General features: G+C 33.8%; 18 protein-coding genes. 9 read left to right on the forward strand and 9 right to left on the reverse strand.

What is annotated here, in order from left to right; translation table 11 throughout:
• The first annotated feature begins 36 nt into the window (after positions 1-36).
• Both BW983_RS07750 and BW983_RS07755 read left to right on the forward strand, forming a co-directional pair.
• Positions 37-552 carry a hypothetical protein gene (locus tag BW983_RS07750; RefSeq protein ID WP_076551347.1) on the forward strand — a complete coding sequence of 172 codons (516 nt, stop codon included), beginning with the start codon at positions 37-39 and terminating at the stop codon, positions 550-552.
• Positions 553-797: 245 nt separating this feature from the next.
• Positions 798-1388: an outer membrane beta-barrel protein gene (locus tag BW983_RS07755; RefSeq protein ID WP_076551349.1), complete on the forward strand. Its 591-nt coding sequence runs from the start codon at positions 798-800 to the stop codon at positions 1386-1388.
• A gap of 103 nt (positions 1389-1491) precedes the next feature.
• Here BW983_RS07755 and BW983_RS07760 read toward each other — a convergent pair whose 3' ends face one another.
• The gene (locus tag BW983_RS07760; protein ID WP_076551351.1) at positions 1492-2127 is read right to left on the reverse strand and encodes a peroxiredoxin; all 636 of its coding nucleotides are present in this window, start codon (positions 2125-2127) and stop codon (positions 1492-1494) included.
• Positions 2128-2225: 98 nt separating this feature from the next.
• On the opposite strand from BW983_RS07760, the gene BW983_RS07765 reads away from it, so the two are divergent.
• Positions 2226-3116, forward strand: a complete 891-nt coding sequence (locus BW983_RS07765) for a mechanosensitive ion channel family protein (protein WP_076551352.1) — start codon at positions 2226-2228, stop codon at positions 3114-3116.
• A 423-nt stretch (positions 3117-3539) separates the two neighbouring features.
• Here the strand turns inward: BW983_RS07765 and sucC are convergent, their stop codons facing one another.
• From sucC to BW983_RS07795, 6 genes are all read right to left on the reverse strand, one after another.
• Positions 3540-4730: an ADP-forming succinate--CoA ligase subunit beta gene (gene sucC / locus BW983_RS07770; protein WP_034694875.1), complete on the reverse strand. Its 1191-nt coding sequence runs from the start codon at positions 4728-4730 to the stop codon at positions 3540-3542.
• Between the two features lie 167 nt (positions 4731-4897).
• Positions 4898-5773, reverse strand: coding sequence for an aspartyl protease family protein (locus BW983_RS07775; RefSeq protein ID WP_076551354.1), 876 nt, complete (start codon positions 5771-5773; stop codon positions 4898-4900).
• Positions 5774-5915: 142 nt separating this feature from the next.
• Positions 5916-7193, reverse strand: a complete 1278-nt coding sequence (locus tag BW983_RS07780) for a chloride channel protein (RefSeq protein ID WP_076551356.1) — start codon at positions 7191-7193, stop codon at positions 5916-5918.
• Positions 7194-7195: 2 nt separating this feature from the next.
• On the reverse strand, positions 7196-7582 hold the full coding sequence (locus BW983_RS07785; RefSeq protein ID WP_076551358.1) for a DUF423 domain-containing protein: 387 nt from the start codon (positions 7580-7582) through the stop codon (positions 7196-7198).
• A 1-nt stretch (position 7583) separates the two neighbouring features.
• On the reverse strand, positions 7584-8672 hold the full coding sequence (locus BW983_RS07790; RefSeq protein WP_076551359.1) for an NUDIX hydrolase: 1089 nt from the start codon (positions 8670-8672) through the stop codon (positions 7584-7586).
• Between the two features lie 166 nt (positions 8673-8838).
• Positions 8839-10170: a hydroxymethylglutaryl-CoA reductase, degradative gene (locus BW983_RS07795; RefSeq protein ID WP_262484590.1), complete on the reverse strand. Its 1332-nt coding sequence runs from the start codon at positions 10168-10170 to the stop codon at positions 8839-8841.
• Between the two features lie 238 nt (positions 10171-10408).
• Here BW983_RS07795 and BW983_RS07800 point away from each other — a divergent pair, with 238 nt between their 5' ends.
• Together BW983_RS07800 and BW983_RS07805 are read left to right on the forward strand one after the other, a co-directional pair.
• Positions 10409-11668: a putative DNA modification/repair radical SAM protein gene (locus BW983_RS07800; protein ID WP_076551363.1), complete on the forward strand. Its 1260-nt coding sequence runs from the start codon at positions 10409-10411 to the stop codon at positions 11666-11668.
• 64 nt (positions 11669-11732) lie between these two features.
• The gene (locus tag BW983_RS07805) at positions 11733-12491 is read left to right on the forward strand and encodes a TIGR03915 family putative DNA repair protein (protein WP_076551365.1); all 759 of its coding nucleotides are present in this window, start codon (positions 11733-11735) and stop codon (positions 12489-12491) included.
• Positions 12492-13706: 1215 nt separating this feature from the next.
• Here the strand turns inward: BW983_RS07805 and BW983_RS07810 are convergent.
• Both BW983_RS07810 and BW983_RS07815 read right to left on the reverse strand, forming a co-directional pair.
• A complete protein-coding gene (locus BW983_RS07810) occupies positions 13707-14507 on the reverse strand; it encodes a DNA alkylation repair protein (RefSeq protein ID WP_076551367.1) in 801 nt (266 codons plus the stop codon).
• A complete protein-coding gene (locus BW983_RS07815) occupies positions 14504-15142 on the reverse strand; it encodes a peroxiredoxin-like family protein (protein WP_076551368.1) in 639 nt (212 codons plus the stop codon). Before BW983_RS07815 ends, BW983_RS07810 begins: the two co-directional genes overlap by 4 nt.
• 95 nt (positions 15143-15237) lie before the next feature.
• Between BW983_RS07815 and BW983_RS07820 the strand changes: the two genes are divergently transcribed.
• The 4 genes from BW983_RS07820 to gap all read left to right on the forward strand — a co-directional run bounded on the left by BW983_RS07820 (position 15238) and on the right by gap (position 18837).
• Positions 15238-15609, forward strand: coding sequence for a winged helix-turn-helix transcriptional regulator (locus BW983_RS07820; protein WP_076551370.1), 372 nt, complete (start codon positions 15238-15240; stop codon positions 15607-15609).
• Between the two features lie 247 nt (positions 15610-15856).
• Positions 15857-16729 (forward strand): DUF4846 domain-containing protein, encoded by an 873-nt coding sequence (locus tag BW983_RS07825; protein ID WP_076551372.1) that lies wholly within the window; start codon positions 15857-15859, stop codon positions 16727-16729.
• Between the two features lie 83 nt (positions 16730-16812).
• Positions 16813-17799 carry a 6-phosphofructokinase gene (gene pfkA, locus BW983_RS07830; protein ID WP_076551374.1) on the forward strand — a complete coding sequence of 329 codons (987 nt, stop codon included), beginning with the start codon at positions 16813-16815 and terminating at the stop codon, positions 17797-17799.
• Positions 17800-17832: 33 nt separating this feature from the next.
• Positions 17833-18837 carry a type I glyceraldehyde-3-phosphate dehydrogenase gene (gap, locus tag BW983_RS07835; RefSeq protein ID WP_066697221.1) on the forward strand — a complete coding sequence of 335 codons (1005 nt, stop codon included), beginning with the start codon at positions 17833-17835 and terminating at the stop codon, positions 18835-18837.
• Positions 18838-18845: the final 8 nt, after the last annotated feature.

An 18845-nucleotide genomic window follows, 5' to 3' on the forward strand; every position in this document is an offset into this window, starting at 1 on the left:
TCCACTTTTGAAATTTAAAAACAAAACAAAAACGATATGGATAAGATTAAAGACACAAGAAGTTTCATGAGAATCACACACCGATATCTGGGGTATTTCCTTGCCGGTATTATGGCAGTGTATGCAGTAAGTGGAATCATTTTGGTCTACAGAGACACAGACTTTCTAAAGAGTGAAAAAAAGTATGAAAAGACTTTATCTGCCAATCTTTCAGAAAAGGAACTAAAAAAAGAACTGAAGATGAAAGGTCTTGAAGTAGAAAAAACTGAAGGCTCCGTTCTCCATTTTAAAAAAGGAACTTATGATTCAGCAACAGGTATCGCTAAATATTCAAAAATGGAACTTCCTTTTGTACTGGATAAAATGGTTTCTCTTCACAAATCACAGTCTAAAGATGCAATAGCTCCTTTAAGTGTATTTTTTGGAGTGGCACTGTTCTTCTTTGTTATTTCAAGCTTCTGGATGTTTAATCCTAAGACAAAGGCTTTCAAACGTGGAATAAAATTTACTATTGCAGGATTGATCATTTCCATCCTCCTTCTGTGTATTTAAATGTAAGAAAATAAAAAAAGAGATTGAAAATTCTATAAAATTCAATAATTTATCTTTTTCACCTTCTACCTCATAACGTTTACAATTGTGAAATATTCAATAAATATGTTAAATTAAATAATTCTATATCATTGATATTATTAACATTAATTTAGAAAAATTACCTAAAATTAAGAGTCTGGCACATTTATTGTTTTTTCTATAATTCGTGAATAATAAACATTTAATTATTAAAATAATAAATTATGAAAAAACTTATTTTAACAGGAGTATTAGCCGTAGCAGGATTAACAGCAACTGCAAACGCTCAGATTCAGAAAGGTAATTGGATGGTAGGGGGTAACCTTGCAGGTGCTAATTTTGGATTAAATGAAGGTGCAGGATATGATTTTGCTATTCAGCCAAAAGGAGCTTATTTCATTGAAGACAATTTAGCAATTGGGGGATATGTAGATTTAGGCTTTAAAGGAGCTAAAGATGCACCAACAACTTTTACATATAATGTAGGAGCATTAGGACGTTACTATCTTAATCCGGGAGAAAAAGGAGTGAATAACTTACTTCACCACGGAAGATGGTTCCTAGAAGGTAACGTAGGTGTTGGAGGAATGTCTATCTCTAAAGGAGGTTCTTCTTCTAACGGTCTTAACTTCGGAGTTGGTCCAGGTTATTCATACTTTATCACACCAAACATTGGTCTAGAAGGTCTAGTAAAATATGATGCTAATGCAGGATTCGGAAGCGGAGGATATACTAACAAAATTACTTTTGGTTTAGGATTCCAGATTTATCTTCCAACGTCTAAAGCTAAACAAATCATCAACGACGTTAAGTAATCAATTATTGATACACTTATAAAAAAATTGAAATCGCCCCGAAATTTTATTTTCGGGGCGATTTTCGTACAAATTAAAACTAAACTATAAAAAATCAAATAAATCATATATTAGGTTGAGGCGTATACCTCAGATACGGCTTTATCTCAAGAACACCTTTTGGGAATTTCTTCCTGGCATCTTCAGTAGAAATTGTTGGCGGAATAATCACCTCATCTCCACTTTCCCAGTTAACAGGAGTTGCTACCTGATAATTATCTACAAGCTGTAATGAATCCAGAACTCTTAGGATCTCATTAAAATTTCTTCCTGTAGAAGCCGGATAGGTAATAATCAATCTTACTTTTTTCTCTGGATCTATAATCAATAACGAACGAACGGTAGCTGTGACAGATGCATTAGGATGAATAAAGTCATATAACTCTGATATTTTTCGGTCTTTATCTGCTATGATAGGAAACAGAACTTCTGTATTTTGAGTTTCATTAATATCCTTAATCCAATTCTGGTGATCTTCTACTCCATCTACACTTAATGCAATTGCTTTTGTATTTCTTTTTTCGAATTCAGTCTGCAGTTTTGCCGTATATCCCAGTTCTGTAGTGCAAACCGGTGTATAATCTGCAGGATGAGAAAATAAAATTCCCCAAGAATCCCCTAAATAATTATAAAAATTGATGTCACCCAAAGATGACTCTGCCTGAAAGTTAGGTGCTATATCTCCTAGTTTGATTGACATAATATTTTGCATTTGTTAGTCTACAAATTTAGTAGACTTTTTGATATGAGCAAAACTTTTCTTTAAAAATTTATATCTTTAATGTAAAATTTTTATTCATGGAGAAAACCGGTCTCACCTATGTAGATCTTGTTTATAAGGTATTGGAAAGTTGGTATGTAACATTTGCAAAGCTTACCCCGAAACTGATTGTGGGAACTTTAGTCTTTACATTCTTTCTCATTACCAGTAAATATTTAAGCCAGGTTGCTGTAAAATTATTTCATAAATTCTTTCCTAAAAGCCAGAAGGAAAGTTCATTAGTAACTTTAATCAGTATTTTCAGATTCCTGATTATGCTGCTTGGTACATTCATTTCCCTTGAAATAATGGGCTTCAGTGGATTTCTTTGGAAGTTTATTGGAAGTTTGGGAGTCGCCGGGGTAATTGCCGGGGTTGCTCTGAAAGATTTGGTATCAAGTATATTTTCAGGAATGCTAATTGGTATTGATAAAGCTTTTAAAGTAGGTGATTATATTACCATCGGGAATCACTCAGGAACGGTACAGGAAATCGGTTTCCTCACTACAAAGATACTTACTGACGATGGAAAGAAGGCTTATATTCCGAATCAGGTGGTTTTTAATGCTCCGTTTTATAATATTACGGCATCACCACAACGTCGTATCATTTTAAATTTTGAAATTCCTGCTGATGAAGATATCAGTAAAGCACAGAAAAGTATCCTTGAAGTGGTTAAAAATCTAGACAATGTGGATAAATTAGATACTGCAGAAGTAATTTTTACAGATTTAAAGCAAGGCTCATTTAATCTTCAGGTGAAATTCTGGATCAAAGTAGGCGCTAATCTAGCTCAGGTAAAAAGTAAGGCTTATGTAAATATTAAAGAACGTTTTGATATGGATAAAATCCAACTGGTTACACCTACAAGTATCAGTATTACAAATGGAGAAAATAATTTGTCTGAAAATCAAAATCAAGATAAATAATAGATTTTTCCCACAGCTCGCCTAATAACAAGCTGCTTCAAATGATTGGAGTGGCTTTTTTGTTGGTAAACACAAAGGCGCTAAATTTTATATTTATACGAATAATTTTAAGGCTCAAAGATTTTATCTGCGATAAAATTTTATACTGCTTATAATAGCCACAAATGCACGAATAATTTTATTTGTGTATAAATCTATGTGCCTATGTGGTTAAAAATTCAGAACCACATAGGCATATAGAATATATATTTCAGTGATAGGTCTTAAAGTTGGAATTATAATAGTATAACCTCAAAAAATTCGTGCATTCGTGGCAGAGAAAATATCTTTGTCTTCTTATGGATTCCAGAAAAAACAGTGTTTGCAAACAAAAAAACCGCTCCAAAACTGGAACGGTTTCTTATTTTATTTAAAAATTTTAGATTAAGCTAAAACTTCTTTTACTTTGTTTGCAGCTTCTTCTAAAGTAATTGCAGAGTGAACTGGAAGACCAGACTCATCAATTAATTTTTTAGCTTCTACAGCGTTAGTTCCTTGTAATCTTACGATCAATGGAACCGGAAGGCTACCCATAGCTTTGTAAGCATCTACAACTCCTTGAGCAACTCTGTCACATCTTACGATACCTCCGAAGATGTTGATCAGGATAGCTTTTACGTTTGGATCTCTTAAGATGATTCCGAAAGCAGTTTGTACTCTCTGAGCATCAGCAGTACCACCTACGTCAAGGAAGTTAGCTGGGTTACCACCTGATAATTTGATGATATCCATAGTTGCCATTGCAAGACCAGCACCGTTTACCATACAAGCAACGTTACCATCCAATTTTACGAAGTTAAGACCAGCTTCACCAGCTTCTACATCCATTGGATCTTCTTCTCTTGTATCTCTTAATTCAGCTAAGTCTTTGTGACGGAACAATGAGTTGTCATCTAAAGTTACTTTAGCATCTACAGCGATAATTTTGTTATCAGAAGTTTTCAACACTGGGTTGATTTCGAAAAGAGATGCATCAATACCTGTATAAGCATTGTAAAGAGAAGAAATAAATTTCACAAATTCCTTGAATGCATTTCCTTCAAGACCTAGGTTGAAAGCAATTTTTCTAGCCTGGAATCCTTGAAGACCGATAGCTGGGTCAATAAGTTCGTTGTGGATTAAGTGAGGAGTTACTTCAGCAACGTGCTCAATATCCATTCCCCCTTCAGTAGAATATACGATTGTATTTTTCCCTTCAGCTCTATCTAAAAGAATAGAAACATAAAATTCTTTAGTTTCAGATTCTCCAGGATAATAAACATCTTCTGCAACCAAAACAGAGTGTACTTTTTTACCTTCAGCAGAAGTTTGTGGAGTTACCAACTGCATTCCGATGATATTCTGAGCGTTTTCTTTAAGTTTATCCATGTTTGGAGAAAACTTAACACCCCCACCTTTACCACGACCACCTGCGTGAATCTGTGCTTTTACAACCCAAGCCTGAGCTCCAGTTTCAGCAGTCAATTTCTCAGCAGCTGCTACAGCTTCATCTACGTTGTTTGCAACAAAACCACGTTGGATAGCTACTCCATACTTTGATAAAATCTCTTTTGATTGATACTCGTGAAGATTCATATTATTTTTATTATTTTATTTTAATATTTAAAGGTTGACAAATTTACTAAAAACAGATGAAATATCAATTTTTATTTTAAAGAAAGCAATGCTGTTCAAAGAAATTTAAAGGAGATAAAAATCATGTTTTCGGGTATAAAAAGTGAACTTAGCCTAAGTTTCATTTTTTAATCCACAATTCCGAATTTTTTATTTATAAAATCAATGATAATCACTTTGTCCATGAAAAATACATTTCCAATAATTCCGTCAATACCATCCTGTTTCAAGGAAAAATAATCTTCATCTGTGTACCAAAATTCATTTGTTCTAAAATTCTTATTCCCAATCTGAATTTTCTTATCTGTCTCAACAGCTTTTACAACCAAAGGGTTATTAAAATTTCGAATATTTAATTCTTCTTTGAATTTAGATTGACTGATCAGATCTGCAAAGTTCTGTTTATAACTGATAATCGGAAATATACTTGCTCCACTGTCATATTGAAACCTATATTCTTTACCATCAATTTTCAACGGAAGGATAGGTTTATGATTTTTGATTTCAATGTTTACAAAGTCAGCCCGCGATTTCAACTTTTGATCTAATTTATCGCTTACTGTTATTTTTTTATTGGGAAAATCAATCACCAGATATTTGTTCTGAAAGATATCTGCTCCTACGACACCACACACTTCTCCCTGATCAAAATTTAAAATCCCCTGTAGCTTATAATTTTTTACAGCATATTCGTTGATATTAAAATTTTGGTTCTCAATAAAAAACATTTTATGACCGGCTGCTTCAGAAGTTGGATCTATCTTTTTAGCTTTCATAAATTCCGCATTCTCAAAACATTTATCATAGATCAATGTATAATTGGCTCCGAGATCAAAATGAAAGGGGTAGGTTTTATTTTTGATGGTAAAAGGAACGCTCATGGCAATATTTTCAATTAATTTATTCCCAATAGAATCTTTTTCCCATTTAAAATGGATGGTTTGTGCGTTCAATGCTACAGATAAGGTTAGAAGTATTGATAAGACAATGGTTTTTAGTTTCATTTTTTTTAATTGTGGATAACTTTCAAATATGAGAAGATTTATGATTTTCACCAAAGCTTTATATCATTATTAACTCATCTTTAACTCAAATAAAAAAAGCTCTTCAATTAAGAAAAGCTTTATGATGATGTGATCATTTATATTATTCTTCAGATAATTTTTCTGACTGTGATCCGATAAACGGAATTTTTGGTGCCAGAAAATATCCTGTAAGACTAGCGAATAATATCGGAACAAAGTAGGTAAAACCTGTCAATGTTCCTAAAATAATGGTTGTACTCATCGGCGTTCTCGTTACACAGGCATTAATTGCTGCCATGCAACTCACAATTGCCAGAGTTGTATCCACACTTGGAAATAAATTATGGATAATTAATCCCAACGTTGTTCCCACAAAGAAAAGCGGGATGATAAAGCCACCTCTCCATCCTGAAGTTACAGTAATGGCAATGGCTAAAATTTTAAACACAAGAATTAAGATCAGGAAATTCAATCCGAAGTTCCCGCCAATTAACTGATTGATCTCATTGTGCCCAAAATATCTTGTGATTGGAAAATTGTAAGCTATAATTCCCAGAATGATTCCTCCCACAAATGTTTTGATGTAGATAGGAAACTTTCTGTATTCAAAAACTTTTTTGAAAAATTTCACTACGAAAATGAAGATCCATCCAAAGAAAGTTCCTACGATTCCAAATAAAGTTGCGTATAGAAAATCGTATACTCCGGTGTAATGATAAGCCTTCAAATTCCATGTCGCTCCAATTCCCAAGTGAATAATCAAAGCAAATATCAGGTAACTGAAACAGCTTGCCACCAACGCAGGAATAATGGCTTTATAATATTCTACAGCATGTTTGTGATGTAAAATTTCAAGAGAAAAAAGACTTCCTCCAAGTGGTGCGCCAAATAACGCTGTAAATCCGGATGCCATCCCAGCAATGCTTAAAGAGCGTAATTCTTCACCTTTTAGTCTGAAAATTTTTCCCAACCAGGTTCCGGTAGATCCGGTAACCTGTACCAAAGGTGCTTCCGGTCCCAAACTCCCTCCTGATGCCACACAAAAAAGTGATGAAAGAATCATGGAAGGATTATTTTTCGGTTCCAATTTTCCTTTATTAAACCTGATATTATTTACAATCAGGTGAATTTCTCCGGGATCACCAATAAAGTGAATAACCAGCCCAGCCAGCAATCCACAAATCGCCATCGTTGGAATGACCTGCCACCCTTGAAAGTGTGTCAGAAACTCAGTGAAGTGCTCAAGTACGATCCAATATCCACCGGCAATAATTCCACCTACAAGACCGGTAATTGCCCACATGAAAAAAGTACGGCTAAACACAAATGGATTGAACTTAATCGGTTGATCCAAAAGGTTGAACGTTCTTATAAGCCGTCTTCTTCTGTTAATTTTCATCCTTAAATTTTGTTTTTAGCAAAATAAAGAATCAGCATTCCCCAGCTCAGGATCATGAATAATCCTCCAAGCGGAGTGATTGGTCCTAAAAATTTAAGATTAACACCCAAATAGTCCTGCATACTCAGGAAATAAATACTTACGGAGAATAAAATTGTCCCGGCAATCATTAAAATTGAAGTCCATTTTTCTGTGGAAGTTTCAAATTTTAAAATATATCCGATGATTAGCAGGAAAAAAGCTGCATACATCTGATATCTTACTCCGGTTTCAAAGCTTTCCAATCTTTCTACCGATAATATTTTCTTTAATGCGTGCGCTCCAAATGCTCCAAGGATTACTGAAAGCATCCCATACACCGCTCCAAAAACTAAAGTAATTGTTTTCATTTTATAACTCTTCTAATTCTAGGTTTAAATATTTTTTTGTTTTATAATCCTGCCAGGTTCCGGAAATTTTGCTTCCGTTCATATCTGCTTCTACATGAGCTCTTGGAATCCATTGACGGGTTTCTTCATTATAATAATCATTCTCAACAATAGAAATATGATTTCCTTTCATCTGCCCATCCCATTTGATCAGCTTTTTACTTTTATCATACCAATATTCTGCATTAAAAGATTTCATATCTGAGGAATTATTATCAGAATAAAGACGGCTTACAAGAACTGTAATGGGATACTTCCCATCTATTTTTCCTTTGTACAACTTATTTCTGAAACTTGTTTTTTCTACTTTATCGGAACCACTTAGCAGGCTTCTGGTATAAGGACTCCAGTATTTTTCAAGTTCTTTATAAGAGAATTCAATTACATGGCTATCCAGTTCGTCCAAAGCTCTCATAGCATGATTGGCGCATCTTCCTGCAATAAATCTGATTTTATCTTTAGCAAAATAGTATTGTAAACCATCCAAAGTATAATCCATGAAGCATCCTTCATACATGCCAATCTGTTCCTGAACTTCTTCTGAAGGATTTTTTTCAGCTTTTAACTGAGTAAGAAAATAATTGACCTCTTTTTTGATTCCTTTTTGAATTAAACCCTCAATTGTTTTAACGTAATTCGGGTGAAAAAGATCTTCTGCATTGATGAAATTTCCAGTTCTCAGATCAAAATTCTTCCATTGGGCAAAGCTTTCAGGATAGGCACCTGAAGCTTCTCCATCCATTGCGATAGACAAAATATTTTTAGGAGTTTCTATTTTTTCCCAGCTATAAAAATAAATATAGTTGGAGTAAGAAGTTGTTCCTGTAGACACCCGTTTAAAAGGATTAGCTTCTGAATTGGGAACATACTCCAATTCATTTACCTGTAAAAAAGTATTTATTTTGTTTTCTACTAAAGGATTTTCAGTATAAGTGATCAAAGGAAAATTAGAATCTTCAGTTTTCGGCTTTAAATCCGTAATCTTTACATTTTTCTGCTGTGAAAAACCTAAACCAGATACCAATAGAAAAAACAAAATATTTTTTTTCACTATTTTGATTTTAAATACATTAAAATAAATTTTGCCACCAATGTAGAAATCCCAAGGATGATAAACATATTGGCAAATTTCTTAGAACTTTGAAAACCTGGTGAAGTTGTCTTCTTCAAAAAGAATCCAAAGATGAGAAATACTATAGGCAGGATAATCTGTAACATTATTTTTCTCTCATTCTGTTAAACTCATTGATCACCTCGTGGTGGCTCACTGTCTTATCCTTGAAATAAGTAACAAAATGTTGCTTTTCTTCCTCTGTTGCTCCCAATTGGTTCAGGATGTTCAACAAGTGCATTTTCATGTGTCCTTTCTGAATTCCGGTGGTTACCAATGAGCGTAGCGCTGCAAAGTTTTGAGCCAGTCCGGAAACTGCTAGAATACTCATTAATTCCTGTGCTGACGGTTTTCCAAGTAATGCAAGAGAGAATTTTACCAATGGGTGAAGATTCGTTAAACCTCCTACTACCCCTACAGAAATCGGAAGATCAATCCAGAATCTGAAAACTCCGTTATCTGTTGTACAGTGTGTTAATGATCTGTACTGTCCGTCTCTTGCTGCATAAGCATGGGCACACGCTTCTGTTGCTCTAAAGTCATTTCCGGTAGCAATCACCACGGCATCTACTCCGTTCATTACTCCTTTATTGTGAGTGGTTGCACGGTAAGGTTCAATTTCAGCAATGGTTACGGCTTGTTTAAATTTAGATGCAAATTCTTCAGGAGAAATTCCGCTGTCATCTTTTAAATCTTCAATTTTACATGAAACCTCAGCTCTTACGATACAATCAGGCGTAAAATTGGAAAGAATATTCATTACAATTTGCAAAGAGTTTTTTTCTTCCTGCGTGAAATCTTCGCTGGTTGCTACTTCTTGTCTCATTGTTTTTCCAAACTGCTCAAGACATGAATTGATAAAGTTTGCTCCCATTGAATCTACCGTATCAAAACTTGCCTTCAACTGGTAATAATTTGGCATTTCTGCAGTTTTATCCACAAGACTTATGTTCAGGATTCCACCGCCACGTTTTCTCATGTTAGCAGTGATCTCTTCTGTAGATTCCAGCAATTTTTTCTTTAAACTAAAATTAAAGAAGTGTAATAATTTGTGAGGCTCTACATTAAATATAAAGTGTGTGTGTCCCAGTTTTTCTGTGTTGATAATTGTTGTTTTAAAACCACCTTTATCAATCCAGAATTTTGCAGCCTTGGAAGCTGCTGCTACTACGGAACTTTCTTCTACAGCCATTGGAAGCGCCAATAGTTTTCCGTCAATTAAAAAGTTCGGAGCGATTCCGTAAGGCATATAAAAATTGGAAATCGTATTTTCAGAAAATTCTTCGTGAAGCTTCTGAAGATCTGCGTTTTCGTTCCAATATTGTTTTAATATATTTTGGTATTCCTGATTTCCTTCAAGATATTCGTTTACGAGCCAGTCGATTTTTCCCTGCTTTGGAAGCTTGGAAAAACCTTCGATTGGTTTATGATTCATAATAGATGCTTTATTGTTTTTTAAAGGTTATATGCAATCGCGTCATTTTCATTTGTATTTGTGCCACAAATCATAGCAATTTCATAATATAAACTTTAATGAGCCGTAAATATAATGATTTTGAGACTCTTTTTTGTTGATAACTTCTATGAAAAAAGGTTGACATTTATCAATTTTGGAACTAAATTTGAACAAAATTTAATTTCAATCCAGATACAAATAATATCAAACTATTTAGAGTATGAATTTTGACCGCCTTAAAGAAAAACTTGAAATCCTTGCTGATGCGGCAAAGTATGATGTTTCTTGTTCATCAAGTGGTGGAACCAGAAAGAATAAAAAAGGTGCCTTAGGAGATAGTTCCATAAGTGGGATTTGTCATACTTATACAGAAGATGGGCGATGTGTATCTTTATTAAAGATCTTATTGACCAATCATTGTATTTATGATTGTGCTTATTGTGTATCAAGAAGTTCAAATGATATTAAAAGAGCCGCTTTTACGGTAGAAGAAGTCGTAGATCTTACGATTAATTTTTATCGCAGAAATTATATTGAAGGCTTATTTTTAAGTTCCGGAATCTTCAAAAATGCAGATACCACCATGGAACGATTAGTTCGTGTTGCAAAAAAGCTGCGTCTTGAAGAAAATTTTAATGGTTACATTCATTTAAAATCAATTCCGGGAGCCAATGATGAGCTGATGGAAGAAGCGGCTTTGTATGCAGACAGATTATCTGTAAATCTCGAAATCCCTACGGAAAGTGGCTTAAAATTATTGGCTCCTGAGAAAAACAGACAGGACATGATCAGTCCGATGCGATATATCCAGAAAGGGATTACGCAATATGAAGATGAAAAAAAGATTTTAAAGAAGGTTCCAAAATTTGCTCCAGCAGGGCAGTCTACTCAAATGATTGTAGGAGCCACAAATGAAAACGATTTACAGATCATTAAAGTTGCCGATCATTTTTATAAAAATTTTAATTTAAAAAGGGTTTATTATTCAGGGTATGTTCCGGTTTTGGAGGATAAAAGACTTCCATCTTTAACAACGGAAGTTCCAATGCTTCGTGAAAACAGATTGTATCAGTCCGACTGGCTCATGAGATTTTATGGTTTTAAAGCTGATGAAATTTTAGATCCCAACGTTCCTTTCCTTGATCTTGAGGTAGATCCAAAACTTGGTTGGGCATTACGGCATCTGGATCAGTTTCCTGTAAATATTCAAACAGCAGATTATCAGATGATTTTAAGAATTCCAGGGATTGGTGTAAAATCGGCACAAAAGATTGTAAGTGCAAGACGTTTTCAGGTATTGAATATGGATCATTTAAAACAATTGGGAGCGGCTGTTAACAGAGCAAAATATTTTATTGATTTTAATGCAGGAAATGCTTTTCTAAAATATTTAACGGATAAAAACTTCAGAAAGCTACTGATTGGAGGAAGTTCTTCAAAGTTTCACAATCAATTTTCGCAACAACTGAGCCTGTTTTAAGTAATATGGAAATAAAAAATATCAGTTTTTCAAAAAGTAATTAAAACCACTTTCAAATTAAATAATGACTACCCTACTCTATGACGGAAGTTTTGACGGACTTTTCACCACAATATTTGAAGTTTTTGAATATCGTTATCATGATGCGGAAATTATCAACAAAGAGAGATTTCAACAGGAAAATATTTTTGCAGAAATTCATGAGGTCATTACCCAAACTGATAAATCTGACAGAGTCTTAAAAAAACTAGAACAAAATCTGGGGAAACAAGGGATTCACAAATTATTAAAAGTTTTTTTGTCCGAAGATCCTGAATTGGAAAAACTGGTACTGTCAGCCGTAAAGCAATCTATTAAACATTCTGAGAAGAATATTCTTGAGAATTTTGCAGATCCTGATATTATGAAAATTTCTAAAATCTGTAAATCGGTAGACCGGGAAAGCCATCGAATGACAGCTTTTGTCCGTTTTGAAAAAATGCAGGATGGTATTTTCTTTTCAAAAATAGATCCAGATTTCAATGTGCTTCCTTTGATCAGAAAACATTTCAATGATCGTTATCAGGACCAGAAGTGGATGATTTATGATTTACGAAGAAACTATGGGATTCTTTATGACCTGAGCAATTGTGAATTCTTTTATCCTGATGAAAAATTGGACGTAAAAAACTATCAGGACAAGTTCCATAATGAGGAAAAAAACTACCAAACACTTTGGCAAAGATATTTTACAAAGACAAATATTGTTGAAAGAAAGAATCTGAAATTGCATATTCAGCATGTACCAAAGCGGTATTGGAAGTATCTGACGGAAAAATGGTAGGGATTAGCTCAAAACATAATATTGTGGATAACTTTTTTCACTTCATTGAATTATCAATTAATACAAACCCTTTCTATCAGCCATTTTAAGTAAGTTACTAATTACAGAACAGATACAATGATTATTAATCCATATTTCCATATTGTGGATAACTTTTTTTGCTAAAAAAAACAATTAAGTAAACCGAAACTCTTTTCATCAGACAGTTTACGTAACCTATTAACTAGATGAAAGATATAATCTACAATTTGATATTGTGGATAACTTTTTTTGATCATTTATATTTTCACAGCTTACAACTACTTGAAATAAATAAATGGGTTTACTTTTTCAATGATGCTTTTGTTTTTTTGAAATTTAAAATCAAATTCAGGTTTGCTCTGGAATTTTAGCCCAAAACTCATATTGTGGATAACTTTTTGATCTTAATTTAATCACCAATTAATCAAAACCCTTTCTATTAGACATTTTAATTAAGTCACTAATTACATGACAGATATAATAATTATTAATCCATAATATGATATTGTGGATAACTTTTCGAGATGAAAAAGCAAATTAGATGAGCCGAAATACTTTCTATCAAAGAGTTTTCGTAACACATTAGTTATGTGATAGATATTATCCATAATTCAATATTGTGGATAACTTTTAAGATTATTTTTATTCTCTCGCAGATTGCACAGATTTACGCAGATGTTTATCCTTTATCTTTTTTGAATTTAATTTGGCTTGTAACTTTCCTAAATGATCAATAATTGATATAGGGTTCTATCTAAAATATGACATTGTGGATAACTTTTTTGATTTTATATTTCAGATAATCGTTGAAGATCATTTCTATCAAACGATTTTCACAACTAACTAGTTTCATGGCAGATATAAATTAAAATAATTCATATTTCCATATTGTGGATAACTTTTTTAGATTAAAAAGCAAACCCGAAAGACTGAAATGCTTTATGGCAGAAGGTTTATGTAACTTATTACATTTATGAAAGATACAATCTACAATTGAATATTGTGGATAACTTTTTTAATCACAGATTGACATAGGGATAAACCAGAGAATCTCGTTCAATCTAGAGTATTGTATTTTTATCCTTGTCAAGGTTGTAAACCTTGACAAGGATAAGCTCAAGAATAAATTAATACTTTGTTCAGAAAAATTTTGAGCAGATTCTAATTAATAATTCTAATGTTGATAACTAACATTTACTTATGGATTGTACGCAGTGCCTTTTTAACAATGTATTTTGTTTCTTTGGTATCACTTTCCCGGAGCCATTCGTCACAGATTTCTATAACAAATTCCGGTTGAGATTTGCTGGCATCATTCAACCAGTTTCCTACACTATCCTGTACATATCTTGAAGGATCTGATCGTAAAGACTCTAGAATTTCCAGTCCAAGACCTGGATTTTGTTTTAATTCCGGAATATGTTCACACCAAACGCCTCGTGGTCTGGTAGATTCACTGGCAAAGCGTCTGATATTTTCATTTTCATGTTTTGTCCATTCTATTAGAATTGATAAGCTTTCGGAAAGATTTCCGGCAATATCAGGACGTACTGTCATCCAACAGATTTCTCTTACTCCAAAATGGGTATCAGCGGCAAACTGCTGTATTTTTTCTAATTTTTCTTTAGTCGTATAAATTTTATTTCTCCCAATGGTATAAGCAGCCCAACAACGTACCAGATCCGCCTGATGTATTGATAATTTTAATAGAAATTTCTCATCCTTATTATTATCTACTAGATCAAGAATTCCTAGTCCAATTGCTTCATTGATTGAATTGACGGTCTGCTTTTTCAATTCATCTACTTTTTTCAAAATAGGTTTCAGATATTCCGAACGATCATTTTGTTGTAATAAATTCTCCAGTAAAAGTCTTTGATCAACCGCCAGCCATTCTGTAAGATTAGCAGTTTCAATTTCCCCCTTATTTAATTGTGTTAAAATATCAGGCGGAATATCTTTAATGGAACGTGCGCCTTTTCTTTTTTCTGTCATAATGCATTTATTAAATCTTCCACATCTACTCTGCTCATGTAATTTACATCTAAAAATTTATATGAAACTGTTCTATTTTCATCGATTACAAAAACAGCCGGTACAGGTAATGTATTGTCATTATTCGCATTGAAATCAGCGAGATTTATTCCTAGACTTTGGTAATATGGAAGTACAAAATCCTGAAGTTGAAAAGTAATTCCTAATTTTTCAGCAAAATCATTATTACTATCCGTCAATACTTCAAACTCTAAATTATTTTTTTCAATCATAGTCAGAGAATGATCTGGACTCTGTGGTGAAATAGCTATTAATACAGCGTTTTTTTCTTTTATCCTTGATAAGTTTTCCTGCAAAAATTTTAATTCTAAATTACAGTAAGGACACCAGCTTCCTCTGTAAAAAGCTAAAATCATTTTATTGCTTTTAAGAACTTCTTCGGAGTTGACCATTTTCCCTAATACGTTCGGTAATGAAAACGCAGGTATTCTTTCTCCAATCTGAATACTATTCTTCTCAATATTTTTAGTTTTTAAATCTTCGATAGACTTTCCAAACGCTTCCAATATTTCCTGTGGAAGTTGAGAGACTAAATCCTGATTTAATTGTTCTATATTTTTTGCCAATGTATTCATTTTTTAAATTTTCTTATTTTTACAAAGGTCCAAAAGCCATTATAAATAGGCAATAACGCATATTTTTCACCCATAGGGATAAAAAAGTCAATTTTATGGAAATAAAGGGAAGAGCTGAAGAAAATAAAATCTGTCCGTTGGAAGTTGCAGTGAATACCATCAGTGGAAAATGGAAAATTCCGATTGTTTGGCAGATCAATGAAGGGAAAAAACGTCCCAGTGAATTTTTACGTGGAATAGCTAAGGTAGACCGCAGAGTTCTCAATCAACAGCTTTCTGAAATGGTGGAGGATGGTATTTTGGTGAAAGAGTCTTTTAATGAATTGCCTCCAAGGGTTGAATATACACTTACTGAGCTTGGGGAAAAGCTTGTTCAGGTTCTTTGGCAGCTGAATGATTGGGGAAAATTATTAATTCCTGAAGAAGACTTATTGGAGAACGCAAAGACGCAAGATTATTCTGAATAGAAAGGAGGTATTAAGGCATAAGGATTTAATCTATGATAAAATTGTATGCTGCCCGTAAATGCCACGAATGCACGAATAAAAACGTTGTAAATCTATGTGTCTATGTGGTTATAAATATACACAACACTAATAAAAACCTCCGTGTCTTTTGCCTTTTTCAAAAAAATCCACAGAGAATATATGCCCAAGAAACACAGTTTTCAATATTTCACAAAAAATCCCATATTTGTAACCGAATCAAATGAATATGAAAAAAGTTATTTCAGGAGCTGTAATTACCATGCTTTTATTGGGATGTACACAGGATAAGAAACCTTCAAAACTTCCTTCTCAGAAAACAGAAGATTTGATGCCTGTAAGTTCAGTACAGATCAATAAAGAAAAAAATACAATCAGAGAGAGGTTTTCTCCTCCAAAAGGCTATGAATGGCTGAATGAAAAACCTGATTCTTTTGGATATTTTATTGAAAATTTTAAGCTTAAACCATACGGAAGTGAGATTTTAAGATATGATGGGGTTCCTATTTCCACACAGCATCTTCATGAAGCTATTTTTGATATTGATACTGGAAATAAAGATCTTCAACAATGTGCTGACGCTGCAATCCGATTAAGAGCTGAATATTTATATAAGCAAAAAAGATTTGAAGAAATTAAGTTTCATTTTACCAGCGGAGATTTGCTAAGCTGGAATGATTATAAAAACGGAACACGAGCATTTGTGAACGGAAATTCTGTAAATTTTAGAAAAGCAGCAGGTTTTGATGATTCTTATCAGTCTTTCAGAAATTATCTTGACCTTATCTTTAATTATGCGGGAACTATTTCACTTCATAAAGAAACAAAACAGGTATTAAAAACTTCTGATTTAAAAACCGGAGATATTTTAATTACTCCTGGAAGTCCTGGGCATATCGTATTTATTTCAGGGGTTTCTCAAAATAAAGAGGGTGAAAAATTATTTTTGTTGGGTGAAGGATTCACTCCTGCGCAGTCTATTCATCTGCTTTCCAACCCTTTCAATAAAAATATTTCGCCATGGTACGATCTAGATGTTGATGCTTCGGAAACTAAAACTGCGCGGTATATTTTCAAACCAACAAATTTCAGAAGCTTTTAATTATTTATATTCAAAACTATTGAAAAGTTACTACGATAATCTGAACTTGTTTTTGTAAATTTGTGTTCGAAATTTTTTACTAGATGAAAGAGAGTGCTGTAAAAAAGATTGCAGTTCTTACTTCAGGAGGAGATTCTCCAGGTATGAATGCTGCATTAAGAGCGGTGGTAAGAACCGCCAATTACTATAATATCGAATGTTACGGTGTAAGGGAAGGCTACAATGGTCTTATCAGCAATGATTTCCTTAAAATGGGAGCCCGTTCCGTAAAAAATATAATCAACCAGGGTGGAACAATTCTAAAGTCTGCCAGATCTACTGAATTCAGAACTAAAGAAGGGCGCCAAAAAGCCTATGATAACTGCGTAAAGCTGGGTATCGACGGATTGGTGTGTATTGGAGGTGACGGAACTTTTACGGGAGCAAAGATCTTCAGTGAAGAATTCGGAATCAGAGTGATTGGTATTCCGGGAACGATCGACAATGATATTTTCGGTACAGATAATACCATTGGTTATGATACTGCCTTGAATACGGCAATGGATGCAATTGACAAAATCCGTGATACGGCAACATCTCACAACAGAGTATTCTTTGTGGAAGTGATGGGACGTGATGCTGGATTTATTGCTTTGAACAGTGGATTGGCAACAGGTGCTTTGGATATTTTAATTCCTGAGAAAAAAGATAGCACGGATGATCTTTTTGAGAAATTCAGAAAAGCTGAAAAAACAGGAAAAGCATCCAGTATTGTTGTCGTTGCAGAAGGAGAAAAACTAGCCAATGTTTATGACCTTGCTGAAAAAACAAAACAAATATTCCCTGACTATGACATTCGTGTAGCAGTTTTGGGACATATGCAAAGAGGAGGATCTCCTAGTTGTGCAGACAGAGTACTTGCCAGCAGACTTGGATATGGTGCAGTAGTAGGATTAATGGATGGACAAAACAATGTAATGGCAGGAATGCGTTCCAACGATGTGGTGTATACGCCAATTGAAGAAGCCATTAAAAAACATAATGAAATCAATAAAGACTTAATGTTGATTTCGGAAATTTTAGCAATCTAATTATTTTTATAAATCTAATAAAAACAAACTATTATGTCAACAATTAAAGTAGGTATCAACGGTTTTGGTAGAATTGGACGTCTTGTTTTCAGAGCAATGACTGAAAGAGACAACATTGAAGTTGTAGGAATCAATGACCTAATCAATGCAGAATACATGGCTTACATGTTAAAATATGACTCTGTACACGGTATTTTCCCAGGTGAAGTTTCTGTAGAAGGAAATGATCTTGTTGTAAACGGGAAAAAAATCAGAGTAACTGCTGAAAAAGATCCAAGCAACCTAAAGTGGGATGAAATTGGTGCAGACTACGTAGTAGAATCTACTGGTTTATTCCTAGATAAAGAGAGCGCTGCAAAACACATTACTGCTGGTGCTAAGAAAGTAATCCTTTCTGCTCCTTCTAAAGATGACACTCCAATGTTCGTAATGGGTGTAAACCATAAGGAACTTACTGATGATATCAAAATTTTATCAAACGCTTCTTGTACTACAAACTGCTTAGCTCCATTAGCTAAAGTAATCCACGATAACTTCGGAATCGTAGAAGGTTTAATGACAACTGTACACGCTACAACAGCTACTCAGAAAACTGTTGACGGTCCTTCAATGAAAGACTGGAGAGGTGGTAGAGCTGCTCTAAACAACATCATCCCTTCTTCTACAGGTGCTGCTAAAGCGGTAGGAAAAGTAATCCCTTCATTAAACGGAAAATTAACAGGTATGTCTTTCAGAGTACCAACTGTTGACGTTTCTGTAGTAGATTTAACAGTGAGAATTGAAAAAGCTGCTTCTTATGAAGAAATCTGTGCAGTAATCAAAGCTGCTTCTGAAGGTGAATTGAAAGGTATCCTAGGATATACTGAAGAGGCTGTAGTATCTCAGGACTTCGTAGGAGATAAGAGAACATCTATCTTCGATAAAGACGCTGGTATCATGCTTTCTCCTAACTTCGTAAAACTTGTTTCTTGGTATGACAACGAAATGGGTTACTCAAACAAGTTAGTTGATATGCTTGTACACGCTGCTTCTTTATAATAAATAAT

It is taken from the genome of Chryseobacterium ureilyticum (assembly GCF_900156735.1).
In the GTDB taxonomy this organism is placed as follows: Bacteria; Bacteroidota; Bacteroidia; order Flavobacteriales; family Weeksellaceae; genus Chryseobacterium; species Chryseobacterium ureilyticum.